The sequence below is a fragment of the Pseudomonas sp. SWRI51 genome (assembly GCF_014268825.1).
Classification (GTDB): domain Bacteria; phylum Pseudomonadota; class Gammaproteobacteria; order Pseudomonadales; family Pseudomonadaceae; genus Aquipseudomonas; species Aquipseudomonas farsensis.
Genome location: NZ_JABWRG010000012.1, coordinates 14916 through 33353 on the forward strand (window position 1 = coordinate 14916; position 18438 = coordinate 33353).

General features: G+C 61.5%; 13 protein-coding genes and 1 tRNA gene. 11 read left to right on the plus strand and 3 right to left on the minus strand.

Features of this window, described 5'->3' with window-relative positions; all coding sequences use genetic code 11:
* Positions 1-57: 57 nt before the first annotated feature.
* From HU720_RS06505 to HU720_RS06520, 4 genes are all read left to right on the plus strand, one after another.
* The gene (locus HU720_RS06505; RefSeq protein ID WP_186518299.1) at positions 58-1980 is read left to right on the plus strand and encodes a PrkA family serine protein kinase; all 1923 of its coding nucleotides are present in this window, start codon (positions 58-60) and stop codon (positions 1978-1980) included.
* A 152-nt stretch (positions 1981-2132) separates the two neighbouring features.
* A complete protein-coding gene (locus HU720_RS06510) occupies positions 2133-3404 on the plus strand; it encodes a YeaH/YhbH family protein (RefSeq protein WP_186518301.1) in 1272 nt (423 codons plus the stop codon).
* Positions 3401-4969, plus strand: a complete 1569-nt coding sequence (locus HU720_RS06515; protein ID WP_186518303.1) for a SpoVR family protein — start codon at positions 3401-3403, stop codon at positions 4967-4969. Before HU720_RS06510 ends, HU720_RS06515 begins: the two co-directional genes overlap by 4 nt.
* Positions 4970-5028: 59 nt before the next feature.
* Positions 5029-6135 (plus strand): multifunctional CCA addition/repair protein, encoded by a 1107-nt coding sequence (locus HU720_RS06520; RefSeq protein ID WP_186518305.1) that lies wholly within the window; start codon positions 5029-5031, stop codon positions 6133-6135.
* A 14-nt stretch (positions 6136-6149) separates the two neighbouring features.
* Here HU720_RS06520 and folK read toward each other — a convergent pair whose 3' ends face one another.
* A complete protein-coding gene (gene folK / locus HU720_RS06525) occupies positions 6150-6659 on the minus strand; it encodes a 2-amino-4-hydroxy-6-hydroxymethyldihydropteridine diphosphokinase (RefSeq protein ID WP_186518307.1) in 510 nt (169 codons plus the stop codon).
* Positions 6650-7006: a dihydroneopterin aldolase gene (gene folB, locus HU720_RS06530; protein ID WP_186518309.1), complete on the minus strand. Its 357-nt coding sequence runs from the start codon at positions 7004-7006 to the stop codon at positions 6650-6652. The genes folK and folB overlap by 10 nt, the downstream gene beginning before the upstream one ends.
* A gap of 74 nt (positions 7007-7080) precedes the next feature.
* Here folB and plsY point away from each other — a divergent pair, with 74 nt between their 5' ends.
* On the plus strand, positions 7081-7650 hold the full coding sequence (gene plsY, locus HU720_RS06535; protein WP_186518312.1) for a glycerol-3-phosphate 1-O-acyltransferase PlsY: 570 nt from the start codon (positions 7081-7083) through the stop codon (positions 7648-7650).
* Between the two features lie 26 nt (positions 7651-7676).
* Here the strand turns inward: plsY and tsaD are convergent, their stop codons facing one another.
* Entirely contained in the window at positions 7677-8702 is a 1026-nt protein-coding gene (gene tsaD / locus HU720_RS06540; RefSeq protein WP_186518314.1) for a tRNA (adenosine(37)-N6)-threonylcarbamoyltransferase complex transferase subunit TsaD, read from the minus strand.
* A 205-nt stretch (positions 8703-8907) separates the two neighbouring features.
* Between tsaD and rpsU the strand changes: the two genes are divergently transcribed.
* The 6 genes from rpsU to HU720_RS06570 all read left to right on the plus strand — a co-directional run bounded on the left by rpsU (position 8908) and on the right by HU720_RS06570 (position 18230).
* Positions 8908-9123, plus strand: a complete 216-nt coding sequence (gene rpsU / locus HU720_RS06545; RefSeq protein WP_002551877.1) for a 30S ribosomal protein S21 — start codon at positions 8908-8910, stop codon at positions 9121-9123.
* A gap of 276 nt (positions 9124-9399) precedes the next feature.
* Positions 9400-11391 carry a DNA primase gene (dnaG, locus tag HU720_RS06550; RefSeq protein ID WP_186518316.1) on the plus strand — a complete coding sequence of 664 codons (1992 nt, stop codon included), beginning with the start codon at positions 9400-9402 and terminating at the stop codon, positions 11389-11391.
* A gap of 67 nt (positions 11392-11458) precedes the next feature.
* Positions 11459-13306 (plus strand): RNA polymerase sigma factor RpoD, encoded by a 1848-nt coding sequence (rpoD, locus tag HU720_RS06555; protein ID WP_186518318.1) that lies wholly within the window; start codon positions 11459-11461, stop codon positions 13304-13306.
* A gap of 119 nt (positions 13307-13425) precedes the next feature.
* Positions 13426-17169 carry an EAL domain-containing protein gene (locus tag HU720_RS06560; RefSeq protein WP_186518320.1) on the plus strand — a complete coding sequence of 1248 codons (3744 nt, stop codon included), beginning with the start codon at positions 13426-13428 and terminating at the stop codon, positions 17167-17169.
* A 16-nt stretch (positions 17170-17185) separates the two neighbouring features.
* A tRNA-Ile gene (locus tag HU720_RS06565) sits at positions 17186-17262 on the plus strand.
* A 506-nt stretch (positions 17263-17768) separates the two neighbouring features.
* Positions 17769-18230, plus strand: a complete 462-nt coding sequence (locus HU720_RS06570; protein ID WP_186518322.1) for an Lrp/AsnC family transcriptional regulator — start codon at positions 17769-17771, stop codon at positions 18228-18230.
* Positions 18231-18438: the final 208 nt, after the last annotated feature.

Below are 18438 nucleotides of genomic sequence, written 5' to 3' on the forward strand. Positions count from 1 at the left end.
TGCCAGCATCGGCTGACTGATCCGGCGTCGTCTCCACGTATCGAGCGAGGTGACGTCATGAGCATTTTTAGCCACTTCCAACAACGTTTCGAGTCCACGCGCCAGGAAGAAATGTCGCTGCAGGAGTATCTCGACCTGTGCAAACAGGATCGCAGCGCCTACGCATCGGCGGCCGAACGGCTGTTGATGGCCATCGGCGAGCCGGAGCTGATCGACACCTCCGCCAACTCCAGGCTGTCGCGAATATTTTCCAACAAGGTGATTCGCCGCTACCCAGCCTTTGCCGACTTCCATGGCATGGAAGAGTGCATCGACCAGATCGTTTCGTACTTCCGCCACGCCGCCCAAGGCCTGGAAGAGAAGAAACAGATTCTCTACCTGCTCGGCCCCGTCGGCGGCGGTAAGTCGTCGCTGGCTGAAAAGCTCAAGCAACTGATGGAAAAGGTGCCCTTCTACGCCATCAAGGGTTCACCTGTATTCGAGTCGCCACTGGGGCTGTTCAACGCCACCGAGGACGGCGCCATCCTCGAAGAGGAATACGGCATCTCGCGGCGCTACCTGAACACTATCATGTCGCCCTGGGCCACCAAGCGCCTGCAGGAGTTCGGCGGCGACATCAGCAAGTTCAAAGTGGTCAAGCTGTACCCCTCGATCCTCAACCAGATCGCCATTGCCAAGACCGAACCTGGCGATGAGAACAACCAGGACATCTCTGCGCTCGTCGGCAAGGTGGATATTCGCAAGCTCGAAGAGTTTCCGCAGAACGACGCCGACGCCTACAGCTACTCGGGCGCGCTGTGCCGGGCCAACCAGGGCCTGATGGAATTCGTCGAGATGTTCAAGGCGCCGATCAAGGTGCTGCACCCGCTGCTGACCGCCACCCAGGAAGGTAACTACAACAGTACCGAAGGCCTGGGCGCGATCCCCTATACCGGCATTCTGCTGGCCCACTCCAACGAATCGGAGTGGCACACCTTCCGTAACAACAAGAACAACGAAGCGTTCATCGACCGGATCTACATCGTCAAGGTGCCGTACTGCCTGCGGGTCAGTGACGAAATCAAGATCTACGACAAGCTGCTGATCAACAGCTCGCTGGCCAAGGCCCATTGCGCGCCAGATACGCTGAAGATGCTGGCCCAGTTCACCGCGCTGTCGCGCCTGAAAGAGCCGGACAACTCCAACATCTATTCCAAGATGCGTGTGTACGACGGCGAGAACCTCAAGGACACCGACCCCAAGGCCAAGTCGATCCAGGAATACCGCGATTCGGCGGGCGTCGACGAGGGCATGAACGGCCTGTCGACCCGCTTTGCCTTCAAGATCCTCTCCAAGGTGTTCAACTTCGACCCTCACGAGGTGGCCGCCAACCCGGTTCACCTGCTGTATGTGCTGGAACAGCAGATCGAGCAGGAGCAGTTCCCGGCTGAGGTGCGCGAGCGCTACCTGCGCTACCTCAAAGAGTACCTGGCGCCGCGCTATATCGAGTTCATCGGCAAGGAAATCCAGACCGCCTACCTTGAGTCCTACAGCGAGTACGGCCAGAACATCTTCGACCGCTACGTGCTGTACGCCGACTTCTGGATTCAGGACCAGGAATACCGCGACCCGGAAACCGGCGAAATCCTCAACCGCATTGCCCTTAACGAAGAACTGGAAAAAATCGAGAAACCCGCAGGCATCAGCAATCCGAAGGATTTCCGCAACGAAATCGTCAACTTCGTGCTGCGTGCCCGGGCCAACAACAATGGCAAGAACCCGAGCTGGCTCAGCTACGAGAAGCTGCGGGTGGTGATCGAGAAGAAAATGTTCTCCAACACCGAAGACCTGCTGCCCGTCATCAGTTTCAACGCCAAGGCCAGCAAGGAGGACCAGCAGAAGCACAACGACTTCGTCACCCGGATGGTCGAGCGCGGCTACACCGACAAGCAGGTGCGCCTGCTGTCGGAATGGTACCTGCGGGTCAGAAAATCGCAGTAACAGCGGCAAGCTATTAGCCGCAAGCTGCAAGCTGCTCAGCGCAGGGCTGGCACCTGCGCTGCAACCTGCAGCAGCGGTGGCTGCTCTTTCTTGCAGCTTGAAGCTCGCCGCTTGCAGCTTGGCAGCTGCTGCGCCCAGTCACCGGAGGGCCTATGAGCTACGTAATCGACCGACGCCTGAACGGCAAGAACAAGAGCACGGTCAACCGCCAGCGCTTTTTGCGCCGCTACCGTGAGCACATCAAAAAGGCAGTCGAGGAGGCCGTAAGCCGCCGCTCCATCACCGATATGGAGCATGGCGAGCAGATCAGCATCCCCGGCCGTGATATCGACGAGCCCGTATTGCACCACGGCCGTGGTGGCAAGCAGACCACCGTTCACCCCGGCAACAAGGAATTCACCGCAGGCGAACACATTGCCCGGCCTCAGGGCGGTGGCGGCGGCGGTGGGCGCGGCAAGGCCGGCAACTCGGGTGACGGCATGGACGACTTTGTCTTCCAGATCACCCAGGAAGAATTCCTTGAGTTCATGTTCGAGGACCTCGAACTACCGAACCTGGTCAAACGCCAACTGACCGGTACCGACACCTTCAAGACCGTGCGTGCCGGCATTGCCAACGAAGGCAACCCGTCGCGTATCAATATCGTGCGTACCTTGCGCTCAGCCCACGCCCGGCGCATCGCGCTGACGGGCAGCAGCCGTGCACTGCTGCGCGAGGCGCAGAAAGAGCTCGAACGCCTGCGCAGCGAAGAGCCCGACAATTTCACCGATATCCAGGATACCGAGGCCGAAATTCAGCGGCTCAAGGCACGTATCAACCGCCTGCCGTTTCTCGACACCTTCGACCTCAAGTACAACCTGCTGGTAAAGCAGCCCAACCCAAGCTCCAAGGCGGTGATGTTCTGCCTGATGGACGTGTCTGGGTCGATGACCCAGGCCACCAAGGACATCGCCAAGCGCTTCTTCATCCTTTTGTACCTGTTCCTCAAGCGCAACTACGACCGCATCGAAGTGGTGTTCATCCGCCACCACACCAGCGCCCGCGAGGTCGACGAAGAGGAATTCTTCTACTCCCGAGAAACCGGCGGCACCATTGTGTCCAGCGCACTAAAACTGATGCAGGAAGTCATGGCCGAACGTTACCCGGCCAGCGACTGGAACATCTATGCCGCCCAGGCTTCCGACGGCGACAACTGGAACGACGACTCGCCCATCTGCCGCGAGATCCTCTCCAAACAGATCATGCCCCACGTGCAGTACTACACTTACGTCGAGATCACCCCGCGCGAGCATCAGGCGCTGTGGTACGAATACGAGCGCATCGGCGATGCGTTCCCCGACACCTTTGCCCAGCAACAGTTGGTATCGGCCGGCGACATTTACCCGGTCTTCCGTGAACTCTTCCAGCGCAGGTTAGCCACATGACCGCCAGAGCACAGAGACGCCAGCCCATCTCGGTTGGCTCGGAATGGACCTTCGAGCTGATCCAGGCCTACGACCGCGAAATCGGCCGCCTGGCCGAGCGCTACGCGTTGGATACCTACCCCAACCAGATCGAAGTGATCACCGCCGAGCAAATGATGGATGCCTATGCCTCGGTGGGCATGCCGCTGGGCTACCACCACTGGTCCTACGGCAAGCAGTTCCTTAGCACCGAGAAGTCCTACACCCGTGGGCAGATGGGCCTGGCCTACGAAATCGTCATCAACTCAGACCCCTGCATCGCCTACCTGATGGAAGAAAACACCATGTGCATGCAGGCACTGGTGATCGCCCATGCCTGCTACGGCCATAACAGTTTCTTCAAGGGCAACTACCTGTTCCGCACCTGGACCGACGCCAGTTCGATCATCGACTACCTGGTGTTCGCCAAGCAGTACATCGCCCAATGCGAGGAGCGCCACGGCATCGATGCCGTGGAAGACCTGATCGACTCGTGCCACGCGCTGATGAACTATGGGGTCGACCGCTACAAACGCCCCTACCCGATTTCTGCCGAAGAAGAACGCCGCCGGCAGAAGGACCGCGAAGAACACCTGCAGCGCCAGATCAACGACCTGTGGCGGACCATCCCCAAAGGCAGCGAGAAAGGCGGCGAGCGCGACGATGCGCGCTTCCCGGCCGAGCCTCAGGAAAACATCCTCTATTTCATCGAAAAACACGCCCCGCTGCTGGAGCCCTGGCAGCGCGAAGTGGTGCGTATCGTGCGCAAGATTGCGCAGTACTTCTACCCGCAGCGCCAGACCCAGGTCATGAACGAAGGCTGGGCGACTTTCTGGCACTACACCTTGATGAACGACCTCTACGACGAAGGCCTGATCACCGAAGGCTTCATGATGGAGTTTTTGCAGTCGCACACCAGCGTGGTGTTCCAGCCAGGCTTCGACAGCCCCTACTACAACGGCATCAACCCCTATGCGCTGGGGTTTGCCATGTACACCGACATACGCCGCATGTGCGAAAACCCAACCGATGAAGATCGCCACTGGTTCCCGGAGATCGCCGGAGGAGACTGGCTTTCAACGATCAAATTTGCCATGAGCAGCTTCAAGGACGAGAGCTTCATCCTGCAATACCTGTCGCCCAAGGTCATCCGCGACCTCAAGCTGTTCAGCATTCTGGATGACGACCAGCGTGATGACCTGTTGGTACCGGCCATCCACGACGACGCCGGCTACCGGGTGATTCGCGAGCAACTGGCGGCGCAGTACAACCTTGGCAACCGTGAACCGAACGTACAGATCTGGAGCATCGACCGCCGTGGCGACCGCTCGCTGACCCTGCGCCACCAACAGCACAACCGCAAACCGCTCGGTGAGTCCACCGGCGAGGTGCTCAAGCACCTGCATCGCCTGTGGGGCTTCGATATCCACCTTGAAACGGTCCAGGGCGACCAGGTGATGAAAACCCATCACATGCCCCCGCGCAGCGAACATGGCGAAGCCAGCGATTACGGGCGCATGGACCTGGCAATCGTGCACCACCTCTAGCGCAAGGCGCCGCCCTTGCTGTCGACAGGGTATCCTGTCGCCAGCAAGGGAGGTTTCACATGCAGATCTACAAAGTTGGCGGCGCCGTGCGCGATCGCCTGCTCGACCGCACCGTCAGCGATGTCGACTGGCTGGTGGTCGGCGCCACCGTCGAACAGATGCAGGCCTTGGGCTATCGCCCGGTGGGCGCTGATTTTCCGGTCTTTCTTCACCCCAAAACTGGCGAGGAATACGCCCTGGCGCGCACCGAGCGCAAGAGCGGGCGCGGTTATGGCGGCTTCACCTTCCACGCAAGCCCCGAGGTGACCCTCGAAGAAGACCTGGTACGCCGCGACCTGACCATCAATGCCATGGCCGAAGACGCCAGCGGCCAGCTCCACGACCCCTACCACGGCAAGGCAGACCTGGATAACCGCTTGTTACGCCATGTTTCCCCGGCATTCGCCGAGGACCCCCTGCGCGTGCTGCGCGTGGCCCGCTTTGCTGCCCGCTACGCGCCACTGGGCTTCAAGGTGGCCGATGAAACCCTGGCGTTGATGCGCCAGATCGCAGCGTCCGGTGAGCTACAGGCGCTGACCGCAGAGCGCAGCTGGAAGGAAATCGAACGGGCGCTGATGGAAGCCGAGCCGCAGGTGTTCATCGAGGTGCTGCGCAGTTGCGCAGCCCTTGAAGAACTGATGCCCGAGCTTGTGCATGGCCCCGATACGCTTGCAGCCCTGCGCCAGGCCGCACGCCATCAGCAACCGCTGACAGTACGCTGGGCGTGCTTGCTGCGTGGGCTGGAGCCTGCATCGGTCAAAGCGCTGAACCAGCGTTTCAAGGCGCCACGTGAATGCCAGGAACTGGCGGTGCTGGTTGGGGAGTTTGCCGAAAAAGCCGATCAGGCCCTGACCCTTGCACCCGAACAACTGCTGGAGATTTTGCAGAGGTTTGATATCTACCGGCGCCCGCAGCGTTTCGAGGAGTTCATCGGCGCATGCGAAATGGCCGCTCTGGGGCATGGCCAGCCGAGTTATCCACAAGCTGACTACCTGCGCGGCGCAGCGGCGGCGGCACGCGCGGTGGATGTGAAGCCCTTGGTGGAACAAGGGCTCACCGGGCAGGGCTTGGGCGAGGCCCTCAAAGGCGAGAGGTTGAAAGCGCTGCAGGCTTACACCCAGCGCTAAGTGCACCGGCTGACTCAGCCGTGGGTCAGCTGCACTCCACGCCATTCGAAGGGCACCGGTGCCAGCACCTGGTCGATATCAGCCTCGGCCCACAGCTGGCCCATTGTCTTGCCGGCCACCGGGTGCAGCAGTTGCGGGGCCAGCAGCGAGAGCGGCCAAAGCACAAAAGCGTTTTTGAGGATTTCGGCCCGGGGCAGCGTCAGCCCCTCGAAGGTGCCGTGCAGGCCGTCATACATCAGCACGTCGATATCCAGCGGCAGGCCCTTGCGGTCCGGGGCATAGCGGCCGTTTTCAGCCTCGATGTGCTTGAGCCGGCGGCTCAGGTCGTGCAGCGGCACAGCCGTCTTGCCGCACACCACCAGGTTGAAGAACGGCCCGCTCTTGATGCCCACCGCCTGGCTCTCGAAAACCGCCGAACAGCGCATATCGGTGAGCATGCCAGCCAGCGCATCGAGCCCGGCACACAAATGCCGTTCGCGCTCGATATTGCTACCCAGGCCCAGGTAAACCGTACTCAGAGACATCCGCGCTCGATCTCCACGCCTACACCGCCACGGGCTGCCGGCACGGCGCCGGGCTTGGTCAACTTGAGGCGCACCCAGGGAATGTTGAATTCGGCCATCAGCACGGCCACCAGGCGCTCGGCAAAGGTCTCGACCAGCTCGAAGCGCGCCTGCTCGGCGAACGCCTGGACCCGCGCCGAAACGCTGGCGTAGTCGAGCGCGAGGGTGAGGTCGTCGCCGGCAGCCGCCGGGCGGTTGTCCCAGGCGAAACTCAGGTCCAAGCGCAGGCACTGGCGAATATCACGCTCCCAGTCATAGGCACCGATCACGGTATCGACTTCCAGGCCTTCGATGAACACTCTGTCCAAGCACTTCTCTCCACTGCACGACAAGGGCGACGGGCGCCGTTAGAATCAGGGCGTCCTCGCCCGGAATAGTTAGCATGTTTTGGTCACTGGCGCTGCTTGCCTACCTGCTTGGCTCTGTGTCCTTCGCCATCGTCCTGAGCCGCCTCAATGGCAGCCCAGACCCGCGTTGCAGCGGTTCGGGCAATGCCGGTGCGACCAACATGTTGCGCCTGGCAGGGCGCAAGCTGGCAATCCTCACCCTGCTTGGCGACCTGTGCAAGGGCTTGCTGCCGGTATTGCTTGCACGCCTGGCCGGGCTCGACCTGCAAGCGCAGGCCTGGGTGGGGGTATGCGCCGTGTTCGGCCATTTGTTTCCGCTGTACTTCCGTTTCAAAGGTGGCAAAGGCGTAGCCACTGCCGCCGGCATGCTCATGGGCGTGTACTTTCCGGCCGCGCTGCTGGCCATCGGCGCCTGGCTGCTGACCTTGCGCCTGACCCGCACCAGCTCGCTGGCGGCGCTTATTGCCGCGCCACTGACGCTGCCGTTGCTGGCCTGGCGCGAACCTGCCGCGCTGCTGCCGATGAGCGTACTGACGGTGATGATCGTCTGGCGGCACCGCAGCAACCTGCGGGACCTGTTCGCCGGCCGCGAACGGCATTTCTGATTCGCCGCAGGCAGTCGGCGTTGATTTCAGACCGGCGGTAACTGCTCCATCGGCCAGCGTGCCTGCACGCTGATCGCCAGGTCCTGTTGCTGCCCGGCCATCAGGCGCTGGCAGCCGGCGTAGGCGATCATCGCGCCGTTGTCGGTGCAAAACCGTGGGCGGGCGTAATAAACATTGCCTTGAAGACTGCCGAGCATGCCTTCGAGCGAAACCCGCAATGCCTGGTTGGCGCTGACACCGCCAGCAATGACCAGGCGCTTGAGGCCGGTCTGTTTGAGGGCGCGCTTGCACTTGAAGGTCAGAGTGTCCACCACCGCATCCTGGAACGCCAGGGACACGTCGCAACGGGTTTGCTCGTTGTCGTCCCCGGCATCGCGGCACTGCTGCCAGGTGTTCAGGGCGAAGGTTTTCAGGCCGCTGAAACTGAATTGCAGGCCAGGCCGGTCGCACATCGGGCGCGGGAACTTGAAGCGCCCAGGCGTACCCCGCTCGGCCAACCGCGCAATCTCCGGCCCACCTGGGTAATTCAGGCCGATCAGCTTGGCCGTCTTGTCGAATGCCTCGCCGGCTGCATCGTCCAGGCTCTCGCCCAGCAGCTCGTATTGGCCGATGCCATCGACCCGAACCAGCTGGGTATGCCCCCCTGAAACCAACAAAGCGACGAACGGAAACTCGGGGGGCTGTTCCTCGAGCATCGGCGCCAGCAGATGGCCTTCCATGTGGTGCACGCCAATCGCCGGAATGCCCCAGGCGAAGGCCATGGCCTGGGCGCACGAAGCGCCCACCAGCAAGGCCCCGACCAGGCCAGGGCCTGCGGTATAGGCGATGGCGTCGATGTCGGTGGCAGCGCAGCCAGCCTCCTCCAGCACCTGGCGGATCAGCGGCAGCATGCGCTTTACGTGATCACGCGAGGCGAGTTCGGGCACCACCCCGCCATAGGCGCGATGCAGGTCGATCTGGCTGAACAATGCATCGGCCAGAAGGCCGCGTTCACTGTCGTATAATGCGACGCCGGTCTCGTCGCAGGATGTTTCCAATCCCAGTACTAGCATGGGTCCGTGCCTTGTAGAGGCTGAATTCGAAGGCGCGCATAATAGTCCCCGTGCCAGGTGCCGACCAGCGGTTTTCGATCAGAGGCTTTGCATTCCGGCCAGCTAAGGGTTAACATCCGCAACCCTTGAAAACCGACGTTCTCCAGCTCACCTTATGTTTTGCCAGGAGCACGTCTACCCCGGTAATGAATTAAGGTAGCCCTGGATGCCAGCCGTCAAAGTTAAAGAGAACGAACCCTTCGACGTAGCTCTGCGTCGTTTCAAGCGCTCCTGCGAAAAAGCCGGTGTACTGGCTGAAGTTCGTAGCCGCGAGTTTTACGAGAAACCGACCTCAGAGCGTAAGCGTAAAGCCGCTGCCGCTGTTAAGCGTCACGCGAAGAAGGTTCAGCGCGAACAGCGCCGCGCCGTTCGTCTGTACTAATACAGCCGTTCTACGCAAAGCTTCTGCCTCGCCCGGCCTCGTGCCGGGTTGATGGTAGCGGTCGTTTCAAGCCCTTGGCCATGCGCCCTGGGTGCCCCGGCAAAAGCTATGGGCAACCTGTACTACACCGTCAGAACTGGTCTTTGGCCAGCCGTGCACGTCCTTCCTGACGAGCCCCTAGGGCTGGTGACGAGCACAACACCTCTTCGCTACACCTCTTCTCCACACCCGCGCACAAGCGTTTAGACTTGCCAGTTGCCTGATGACGAGACTGCCATGGCCGGGCTGATTCCCCAGAGTTTTATCGACGATCTTCTCAACCGCACCGACATTGTCGACGTGGTGAGTTCGCGCATCCAGCTCAAAAAAGCCGGCAAGAACCATTCGGCCTGCTGCCCGTTCCACAAAGAGAAAACCCCCTCTTTCACCGTCAGCCCCGACAAGCAGTTCTACTATTGCTTCGGCTGCGGTGCCGGTGGCAACGCCCTTGGCTTCATCATGGACCACGACAACCTGGACTTCCCCCAGGCGGTCGAGGAACTGGCCAGGGCTGCCGGCATGGAAGTGCCGCGCGAGGAAGGCCGGCGCGGGCAAAAGCCCCGCCAGCCGGTCGATTCGCCGCTGTACCCACTGCTTGAAGCTGCCACCGAATTCTACCGCCAGGCGCTGCGTAACCACCCGACCCGCAAGGCGGCCGTGGAATACCTGAAAGGCCGTGGCCTGTCCGGCGAAATTGCCCGGGACTTCAGCCTGGGCTTCGCCCCGCCTGGCTGGGACAACCTGCTCAAGCACCTTGGCGCCGACACGCTGCAACAAAAAGTGATGATCGACGCCGGGCTGCTGATCGAAAACGCCGAGAGCGGAAAGCGCTACGACCGTTTCCGCGACCGGGTGATGTTCCCCATCCGCGACAGCCGCGGCCGGGTGATCGCCTTTGGTGGCCGGGTGCTGGGCGACGACAAGCCCAAGTACCTGAACTCCCCGGAAACCCCGGTGTTTCACAAAGGCCAGGAACTGTATGGCCTGTACGAGGCGCGCAAGCACAACCGCAACCTCGATGAAATCATCGTCGTCGAAGGCTACATGGACGTCATCGCGCTGGCCCAGCAAGGCCTGCGCAACGCCGTGGCAACCCTGGGCACGGCCACCAGCGAAGAGCACCTCAAGCGCCTGTTCCGCGTGGTGCCGAGCGTTTTGTTCTGCTTCGACGGCGACCAAGCCGGGCGCAAGGCCGCCTGGCGGGCCCTGGAGTCGACCCTGTCGAGCCTGCAGGACGGGCGCCGCGCGCGGTTTCTGTTTTTGCCGGAGGGCGAAGACCCGGACAGCCTGGTGCGCGCCGAGGGCACCGATGCCTTCCGCGCACGCATCAACCAGCACGCACAACCGCTGGCCGATTACTTTTTCGAGCAATTGAGCAACGAGGCCGACCCGCGCTCGCTCGAAGGCAAGGCGCACATGGCCACGCTGGCCGCGCCGCTGATCGAACAAGTGCCCGGCGCCAACCTGCGCCAATTGATGCGTAACCGCCTGCGCGAGATTACCGGCCTCGACCCGCAACAAATGGAGCAACTGGCGCAAAGCCCGCCAGCCAGCAGCACCACGCCGGATTACGACCCCGGCTACGACTACGACGCCATGGCGAGCTACACGCCCGACCACGGCGACATGCACTACACGCCCGACTATGCCGCCGTTCATCAGGAACAGCCGGCATGGACACCCAACAAGGGTGGCGGCAAGAAACAGTGGGACGACAAGCCCTGGAGCAAGAAAGGCGGCAAACCGTGGCGCCGTGATGGCCAGCGCGAAGAAGCCCCACCGCGAGTCCCGGCACCAGTAGAGCCGCCGACCCTGTCGGCGCTGCGCACGCTGATGCATTACCCGTTACTGGCCGGCAAAGTCGAGGACGCGAGCCATTTTGCCGACGACGAGCACGTGTATAACCAACTGCTGGTGGCGCTGATCGAGGCCGCGCAGAAAAATCCTAAGCTAAGCTCAATGCAGTTGATTGCACGCTGGCACGGTACGGACCAAGGCCGTTTGCTACGGGCCTTGGCCGAGAAGGAGTGGTTGATCGATGCCGATAACCTTGAACAACAGTTTTTCGACACTATAACTAGCTTGTCCGCTCGCCAACGCGAGCGCAGCCTGGAACATCTGCTGAGGAAAGCACGTCAAAGCGAACTGAGCCCAGACGAAAAAAATCAGCTGCTCGCCTTGCTGAGCCGCAATGTTCCCGCACAAAACCCGACCTCATCTGGCGCGTGAGGTCCTAGCTCGGGTATAATCCTCGGCTTGTTTTTTGCCCGCCAAGACCTTCAGTGGATAGGGTGTTATGTCCGGAAAAGCGCAACAGCAATCTCGTATCAAAGAGTTGATCACCCGCGGTCGTGAGCAGGGCTACCTGACTTACGCGGAGGTCAACGACCACCTGCCTGAGGATATTTCAGATCCTGAACAGGTGGAAGACATCATCCGCATGATCAACGACATGGGGATCAACGTATTCGAGAGTGCTCCGGATGCGGATGCCCTGCTGTTGGCGGAAGCCGACACTGACGAGGCCGCAGCCGAAGAAGCTGCTGCCGCGTTGGCTGCAGTCGAAACCGATATCGGCCGCACGACCGACCCGGTGCGCATGTACATGCGCGAAATGGGTACTGTCGAGCTGCTGACACGCGAAGGCGAGATCGAAATCGCCAAGCGTATCGAGGAAGGCATCCGTGAAGTCATGGGTGCTATTGCCCATTTCCCGGGTACTGTCGATCACATTCTCAGCGAGTACGAGCGCGTCACCACCGAAGGTGGCCGCCTGTCCGACGTTCTCAGTGGTTATATCGACCCTGACGACGCCATCGCCACGCCGAACGAAGAAGTGCCGCAACCTGCTGCCAAAGCCGCTGCTGCCAAGGCAGAAGAGGAAGAGGAAGAAGACGGCGACGCTAGCGACGACGAGGAAGAAACCGAAAGCGGCCCAGACCCCGAAGTTGCCCGTCAGCGTTTCGGCGCGGTAGCCGACCAGCTCGCGATCAGCCTCAAGGTTCTGAAGAAGCACGGCCGTAACCACGCAGACAGCATTGCTGCCATGCAAGCTGTTGCCGACCTGTTCATGCCGATCAAGCTGGTACCGAAGCAATTCGAAGTCCTGGTTGAGCGTGTACGCGGCGCCCTTGAGCGCCTGCGTCAGCAAGAACGCGCCATCATGCAGCTGTGTGTGCGTGATGCACGTATGCCGCGTGCCGACTTCCTGCGTCTGTTCCCGAGCAACGAGACCGACCAGACCTGGTCGGGCGACCTGTCCAAGCGCAACACCAAATGGGCAGCTGCCCTGGGTGAAAAAAACGCTGCGATCGTCGCCTGTCAGCAGAAACTGATCGACCTTGAAACCGAGACCGGCCTGACCGTCGCGGAAATCAAGGACATCAACCGTCGCATGTCCATCGGTGAGGCCAAGGCCCGCCGCGCCAAGAAAGAAATGGTCGAGGCGAACCTGCGTCTGGTGATTTCCATCGCCAAGAAGTACACCAACCGTGGCCTGCAGTTCCTCGATCTGATCCAGGAAGGCAACATCGGCTTGATGAAAGCGGTGGACAAGTTCGAATACCGTCGCGGTTACAAGTTCTCGACCTACGCCACCTGGTGGATCCGCCAGGCTATCACCCGTTCGATCGCCGACCAGGCGCGCACCATCCGTATTCCGGTGCACATGATCGAGACGATCAACAAGCTCAACCGTATTTCCCGCCAGATGTTGCAGGAAATGGGCCGTGAACCGACCCCGGAAGAGCTGGGTGAGCGCATGGAAATGCCTGAGGACAAGATCCGCAAGGTATTGAAGATCGCCAAAGAGCCGATCTCCATGGAAACCCCGATCGGCGACGACGAAGATTCGCACCTGGGCGACTTCATCGAGGACTCGACCATGCAGTCCCCGATCGACGTAGCCACCGTCGAAAGCCTCAAGGAAGCAACCCGCGACGTGCTCTCGGGCCTGACCGCACGCGAAGCCAAAGTGCTGCGCATGCGTTTCGGTATCGACATGAACACCGACCACACCCTTGAAGAAGTCGGCAAACAGTTCGACGTGACCCGCGAGCGGATCCGTCAGATTGAAGCCAAGGCGCTGCGCAAGCTGCGCCACCCGACGCGAAGCGAGCATCTGCGCTCGTTCCTCGACGAGTAAAAACCAACCCCGGCCCAGGCCGGGGTTTTTTTATGTAAAAAACCAGCCTCGCACGCCCTCCCCAGGCGCGCCAAGCCCGTCTACACTCGATTGCAGACCCCCTGAATCGAGAGGCCGCTATGCCCTTGTTGCCGGCCCTTCTGTTGCTGTTCCTTTGCCTGTGGAACACCACAGCCGGCGCACTGACCCTGACCGACGAAGAAAAAGCCTGGCTCAGCGCCCATCCGCAGCTGCGTCTAGGCGTGGATGCTTCATGGCCGCCGTTCGAGTTTCGCGACCAGGACAACCGCTACCAGGGATTGGCCGCCGACTATGTAACCCTCATCCAGGAACGCCTGGGCATCGCCCTCACGCCGGTTGAACCCAGCAGTTGGGGCGAGGTGCTCGATCGAGCCCGCAAAAACCAGATCGACCTGCTACCCGGCATCATGTCCACCCCGGAGCGGCAGAGCTACCTGGCCTTCACCCGCCCATACCTGGATTTCCCCATTGTTATCCTCGCCCACAGCGGCGGCCCCAAGCCGCGCACGCTCGACGACCTCTATGGGCTGAAGGTGGCAGTGGTGGAGAACTACGCGCCCCACGAGCTGCTGCGCAATCATCACCCGGACCTCAACCTGGTGGCCCTGCCCAACGTCAGCTCAGCCCTGCAGGCACTGGCCACCGACGAAGTCGACGCGGTGGTCGGCGACCTCGCATCGAGCATCTGGAGCCTGCGCCAGCTCAAGCTCGACGGCCTGTATGTCAGCGGTGAGACGCCCTACCGCTATCAGCTGGCAATGGCTGCGCCCAGGGAGCAGAAAGTGCTGGTGGGCATCCTCGACAAAGTCATGGCCGACATGAGCAGCAGCGACATCAGCGACATCCAGCAACGCTGGGTCGGCAATGTGGTGGACCAACGCAGCTTCTGGCCTGACATGCTCACCTACGGCCTGCCTGCGGCGGCGCTGCTGATGACCGTTCTGGCCGTGGTGATCCGCATCAACCGCAGGCTCAGCTCGGAGATTTCCCGGCGTATTGCCCTGGAGCAGGAGCTGCGCAGCAGCGAGTACCACTACCGCGGCCTGATCGAGAGCCTGTCAGCCATCGCCTGGGAAGCCGACGCCAGCGACTTCACCTACAGCTACGTCTCGCCGCACGCCGAAGACCTGCTCGGCTACCCGCTGGTCGAATGGCTCAAGCCCGGTTTCTGGCGCGGCATCCTGCACCCGCAAGACGCGCTGTGGGCGCAGGCTTACTGCGAGAGCGAAACAGCAGCCGGGCGTGATCACAGCCTGGACTACCGAGTCATCCGCGCCGACGGCCAGCCGCTGTGGGTGCGCAACATCGTCAGCATGATCGAACACGGCCACAAGCCGCTGATGCGCGGCCTGATGATCGACATCAGCGAAACCAAGAACACCGAAGAAGCCCTGCGCCTGTCACAGCAGAAGTTCGCCTCGGTGTTCCAGCAGTGCCCGGACATCCTGGTCATTGCCCGCCACAGCGACGGCTGCCTGCTGGAAGTCAACGAAGCGTTCGAGGAGCAAATTGGCCTGGGCCCCGCCGAGGTGCTGGGCCGCACCGCCACCGAACTGGGCCTGTGGGGCGCGCAAGGGCACGGCCCTGGGCTGCTGGAGCGCTTGCAGCGCGGTGGCATCCGCAACATGGAAATGACCTTCAAACGCAGCAACGGCCAGCTTTTTACCGGCCTGACCAGCGCCGAGACCTTCCACCTCGATGGCACCCTGGCGCTGGTAGTTGCGGTGCGCGACATCACGCAACTGAAAGAAACCCAGCAGCAGCTGCAAACCTCCGAAGAGAAATTCGCCAAGGCCTTCCACGCCTCCCCCGACGGCCTGCTGCTGTCGCGCCAGAGCGACGGCCTGCTGCTGGAGGTAAACGAAGGCTTCTGCCGCCTGACCGGCTACGACATCAACCCCGGCGGCGAACAGACCGCGCTGGACCTAGGCATCTGGGTCGACCTCAGCGAACGCCGGCGCCTGGTCGAGAAACTCAAGCGCGACGGCTTCGTGCGTGACCTCAGTTGCCACATCCGCCGCAGCGACGGCCAGATCCGCTTGTGCGAACTGTCCGCGCGCCCACTGCCCATCGGCGGCGTGGACTGCATGCTGACCATCGCCCGCGACATTACCGAGCGCCACCTGATGCAGGAAAAACTGCAACTGGCCGCGACCGTGTTCGAAAACACCGCCGAAGGGGTGCTGATCACCGACACTGACCAGCGCATCAGCGCGGTCAACCGTGCGTTCAGCGAGATCACCGGCTACAGCGAAATCGAAGCCCTGGGCCAAACCCCGCGCCTGCTAGCTTCAGGCCAGCACGACAGCGCCTTCTATGCCGCCATGTGGCATCAACTAACCGCCGAAGGCCATTGGCAGGGCGAGATCTTCAACAAGCGCAAGAATGGCGAACTCTACCCCGGCTGGCTGACCATCAGCGCCGTGCGTAACAACGAGCGCGAAATCACGCACTTCGTCGCCGTATTCGCCGACATCTCCAGCCTCAAGCACGCCCAGGCCAAACTCGACTACCAGGCCCACCACGACCCACTCACCGGCCTGCCCAACCGCACCCTGTTCGAAACGCGCCTGCAGGCCGCGCTCAGCTGCGCCCAGCTGTCCAACCGCCAGGGCGCGGTGCTGTTCCTTGACCTTGACCGCTTCAAACACATCAACGACAGCCTCGGTCACCCAGTTGGCGACCTGCTGCTCAAAGGCATCGCCCAGCGGCTCAAAGAGCAGGTGCGCGACGTCGATACCGTGGCCCGCCTGGGCGGCGACGAGTTCATCATCCTGCTGCCGGGCCTGCACAAACCCAGCGATGCCAGCGCCATCGCCAATAAACTGCTGACCTGCTTCAACGCCCCGTTCCAGGCCGGCGAGCACGAATTCTTCACCAGTGCCAGCATCGGCATCAGCCTTTATCCACAGGACGGCAGCGACACCGCCACGTTGATCCGCAACGCCGACGCCGCCATGTACCGCTCCAAGGCCAAGGGCCGTAACCGCGTCGAAGCCTACACCCGCGACCTCACCGCCCAAGCCAGCGAGCGTATTGCCCTGGAACACGAACTGCGCCGCGCCATCGAGCGCAACGAACTGAGCCTGTGCTACCAGCCCAAGTTCAGCCTCAAGACGCAAAGCCTGGTGGGCGCCGAAGCCTTGGTGCGCTGGACCCACCCCACCTTCGGCGAAGTGCCGCCAGAGCGCTTCATCCACCTGGCCGAAGAAAACGGCACCATCCTGCAACTGGGCGACTGGGTACTGGAGCAGGCCTGCCGCCAGATGCACCAATGGAAGCGCAGCTACCAAGCCTTCGGCCCGCTGTCGATCAACCTGGCCGGCGCGCAGCTGCGCCAGCCAAACCTGGCCAGACGCATCGAGCAACTGCTCAAGACCTACCAGCTCAAGGCCGGCGATCTGCAACTGGAGATTACCGAGAACTTCATCATGAGCCAGGCCGAAGAAGCCTTGAGCGTGTTGCACCAGCTCAAGCAGCTTGGCGTCCAACTGGCCATCGACGACTTCGGCACCGGCTATTCCTCGCTCAGCTACCTCAAGCGCCTGCCGCTGGACATCCTCAAGATCGACCAGTCGTTCATCCGCGGCCTGCCGGACGACCCGCACGACGCCGCCATCGCCAGGGCGATCATTGCGCTGGGCCGCAGCATGCAACTGACCATCATTGCCGAAGGTGTAGAGAACCAGGCCCAGCAACGCTTCCTCGCCGCCGAAGGCTGCGAGCAGATCCAGGGCTACATCGTCAGCCTGCCCCTGCCCCCGCAAGAATTCGCCGCGACCTTCCTGCGCATAGCACTATCGGATCTTTCAGATGGCACGGTATCGAAACCATCGTTATAATCCGGGCCACCTCTGAGGGCCTATAGCTCAGTTGGTTAGAGCAGAGGACTCATAATCCTTTGGTCCACGGTTCGAGTCCGTGTGGGCCCACCAAATACCAGGAAGCCGCGCTATTGCGCGGCTTTCGTCGTTTAAAGCCTACATCTTCTGCCCAGTCACAGCAGCCAGCACGGCGAGCATGGCTTGCATGGCTTGCATGGCTTGCATGGCTTGCCAGGAGCGATCCGGCGCTGGCGGATTTGCTTACCAAGGCGGGTGGTGATTAGCGTGTAGTCCATGTTCTATATACGTAACAAAACGAAGTGTATGTAACGTATACGTAACTCCTAGAAAAACAAAACAGTCCCGTAGCTGACCACATAAGATGAGATCAGCTCGCAAAACTCTGAGAAGTCCACTCGCCGGCAGCCGTGCTTGCGGATCCAGCCGCGCCACTACCAGGCCTTGAGACTCATGTGTCGTTCAACCCCGCCATCGCCCAAAGTGCCGGGCGACAGCCACCTGTCGTACCGCCTCGCTATAAAAAGCAAGTACCCCGCCCCCCTTGCACACCGCAACCTGCCTTCACTAGGCTAGCCCCTCGACCCAAGGGACCTGACATGCCGGCCACTTCCTCCATCGCCCTCGACGAAACCGACCGCCAGCTGATTGCGCTGTTGCAGATCAACGCGCGCGAAAACGTCGCCACCCTCGCCCGCCAGTTAGGCATCGCCCGCACCACGGTGAACTCGCGCCTGGAGCGCCTGGAGCGGCACAAGGTCATCACCGGCTACGGCGTGCGCCTTGGCCAGCGCCTGATCGGCGGCGGGCTGCAAGCGTACGTCGGGATCAAGGCGCAACCGCGCTCGGGCAAGGACATCGTCCGCCACCTGAGCGCCATGGGCCAGGTGCAGCAACTGTGCGCGGTCAGTGGCGAATTCGACTATGTGGCCTGGTTGCACAGCGATTCGCCGGAGCAACTGGACCAACTGCTCGACCAGATCGGCAGCCTGGATGGGGTGGAGAAAACCACTACCTCGATCATCCTCAGCAGCAAAGTCGACCGCGGGCAGCCGGGCTGATTGGCGTAAGTTCTCCAAACACCTTCTGCAGCAACGTCCCCCGCCGCCCCAAGCACTTTCTGGCAAAAGTACCCAGAAACTGTCGACCACTTGGCTTCTTTAGCCTAACTCGTCATATTCACCAAAAAACCAGCCATAACGACGAAACAACCTGCATATCGCCAACACTCTGTACCTTATCTACGAACCTCAACCCCCTCTAAAATGA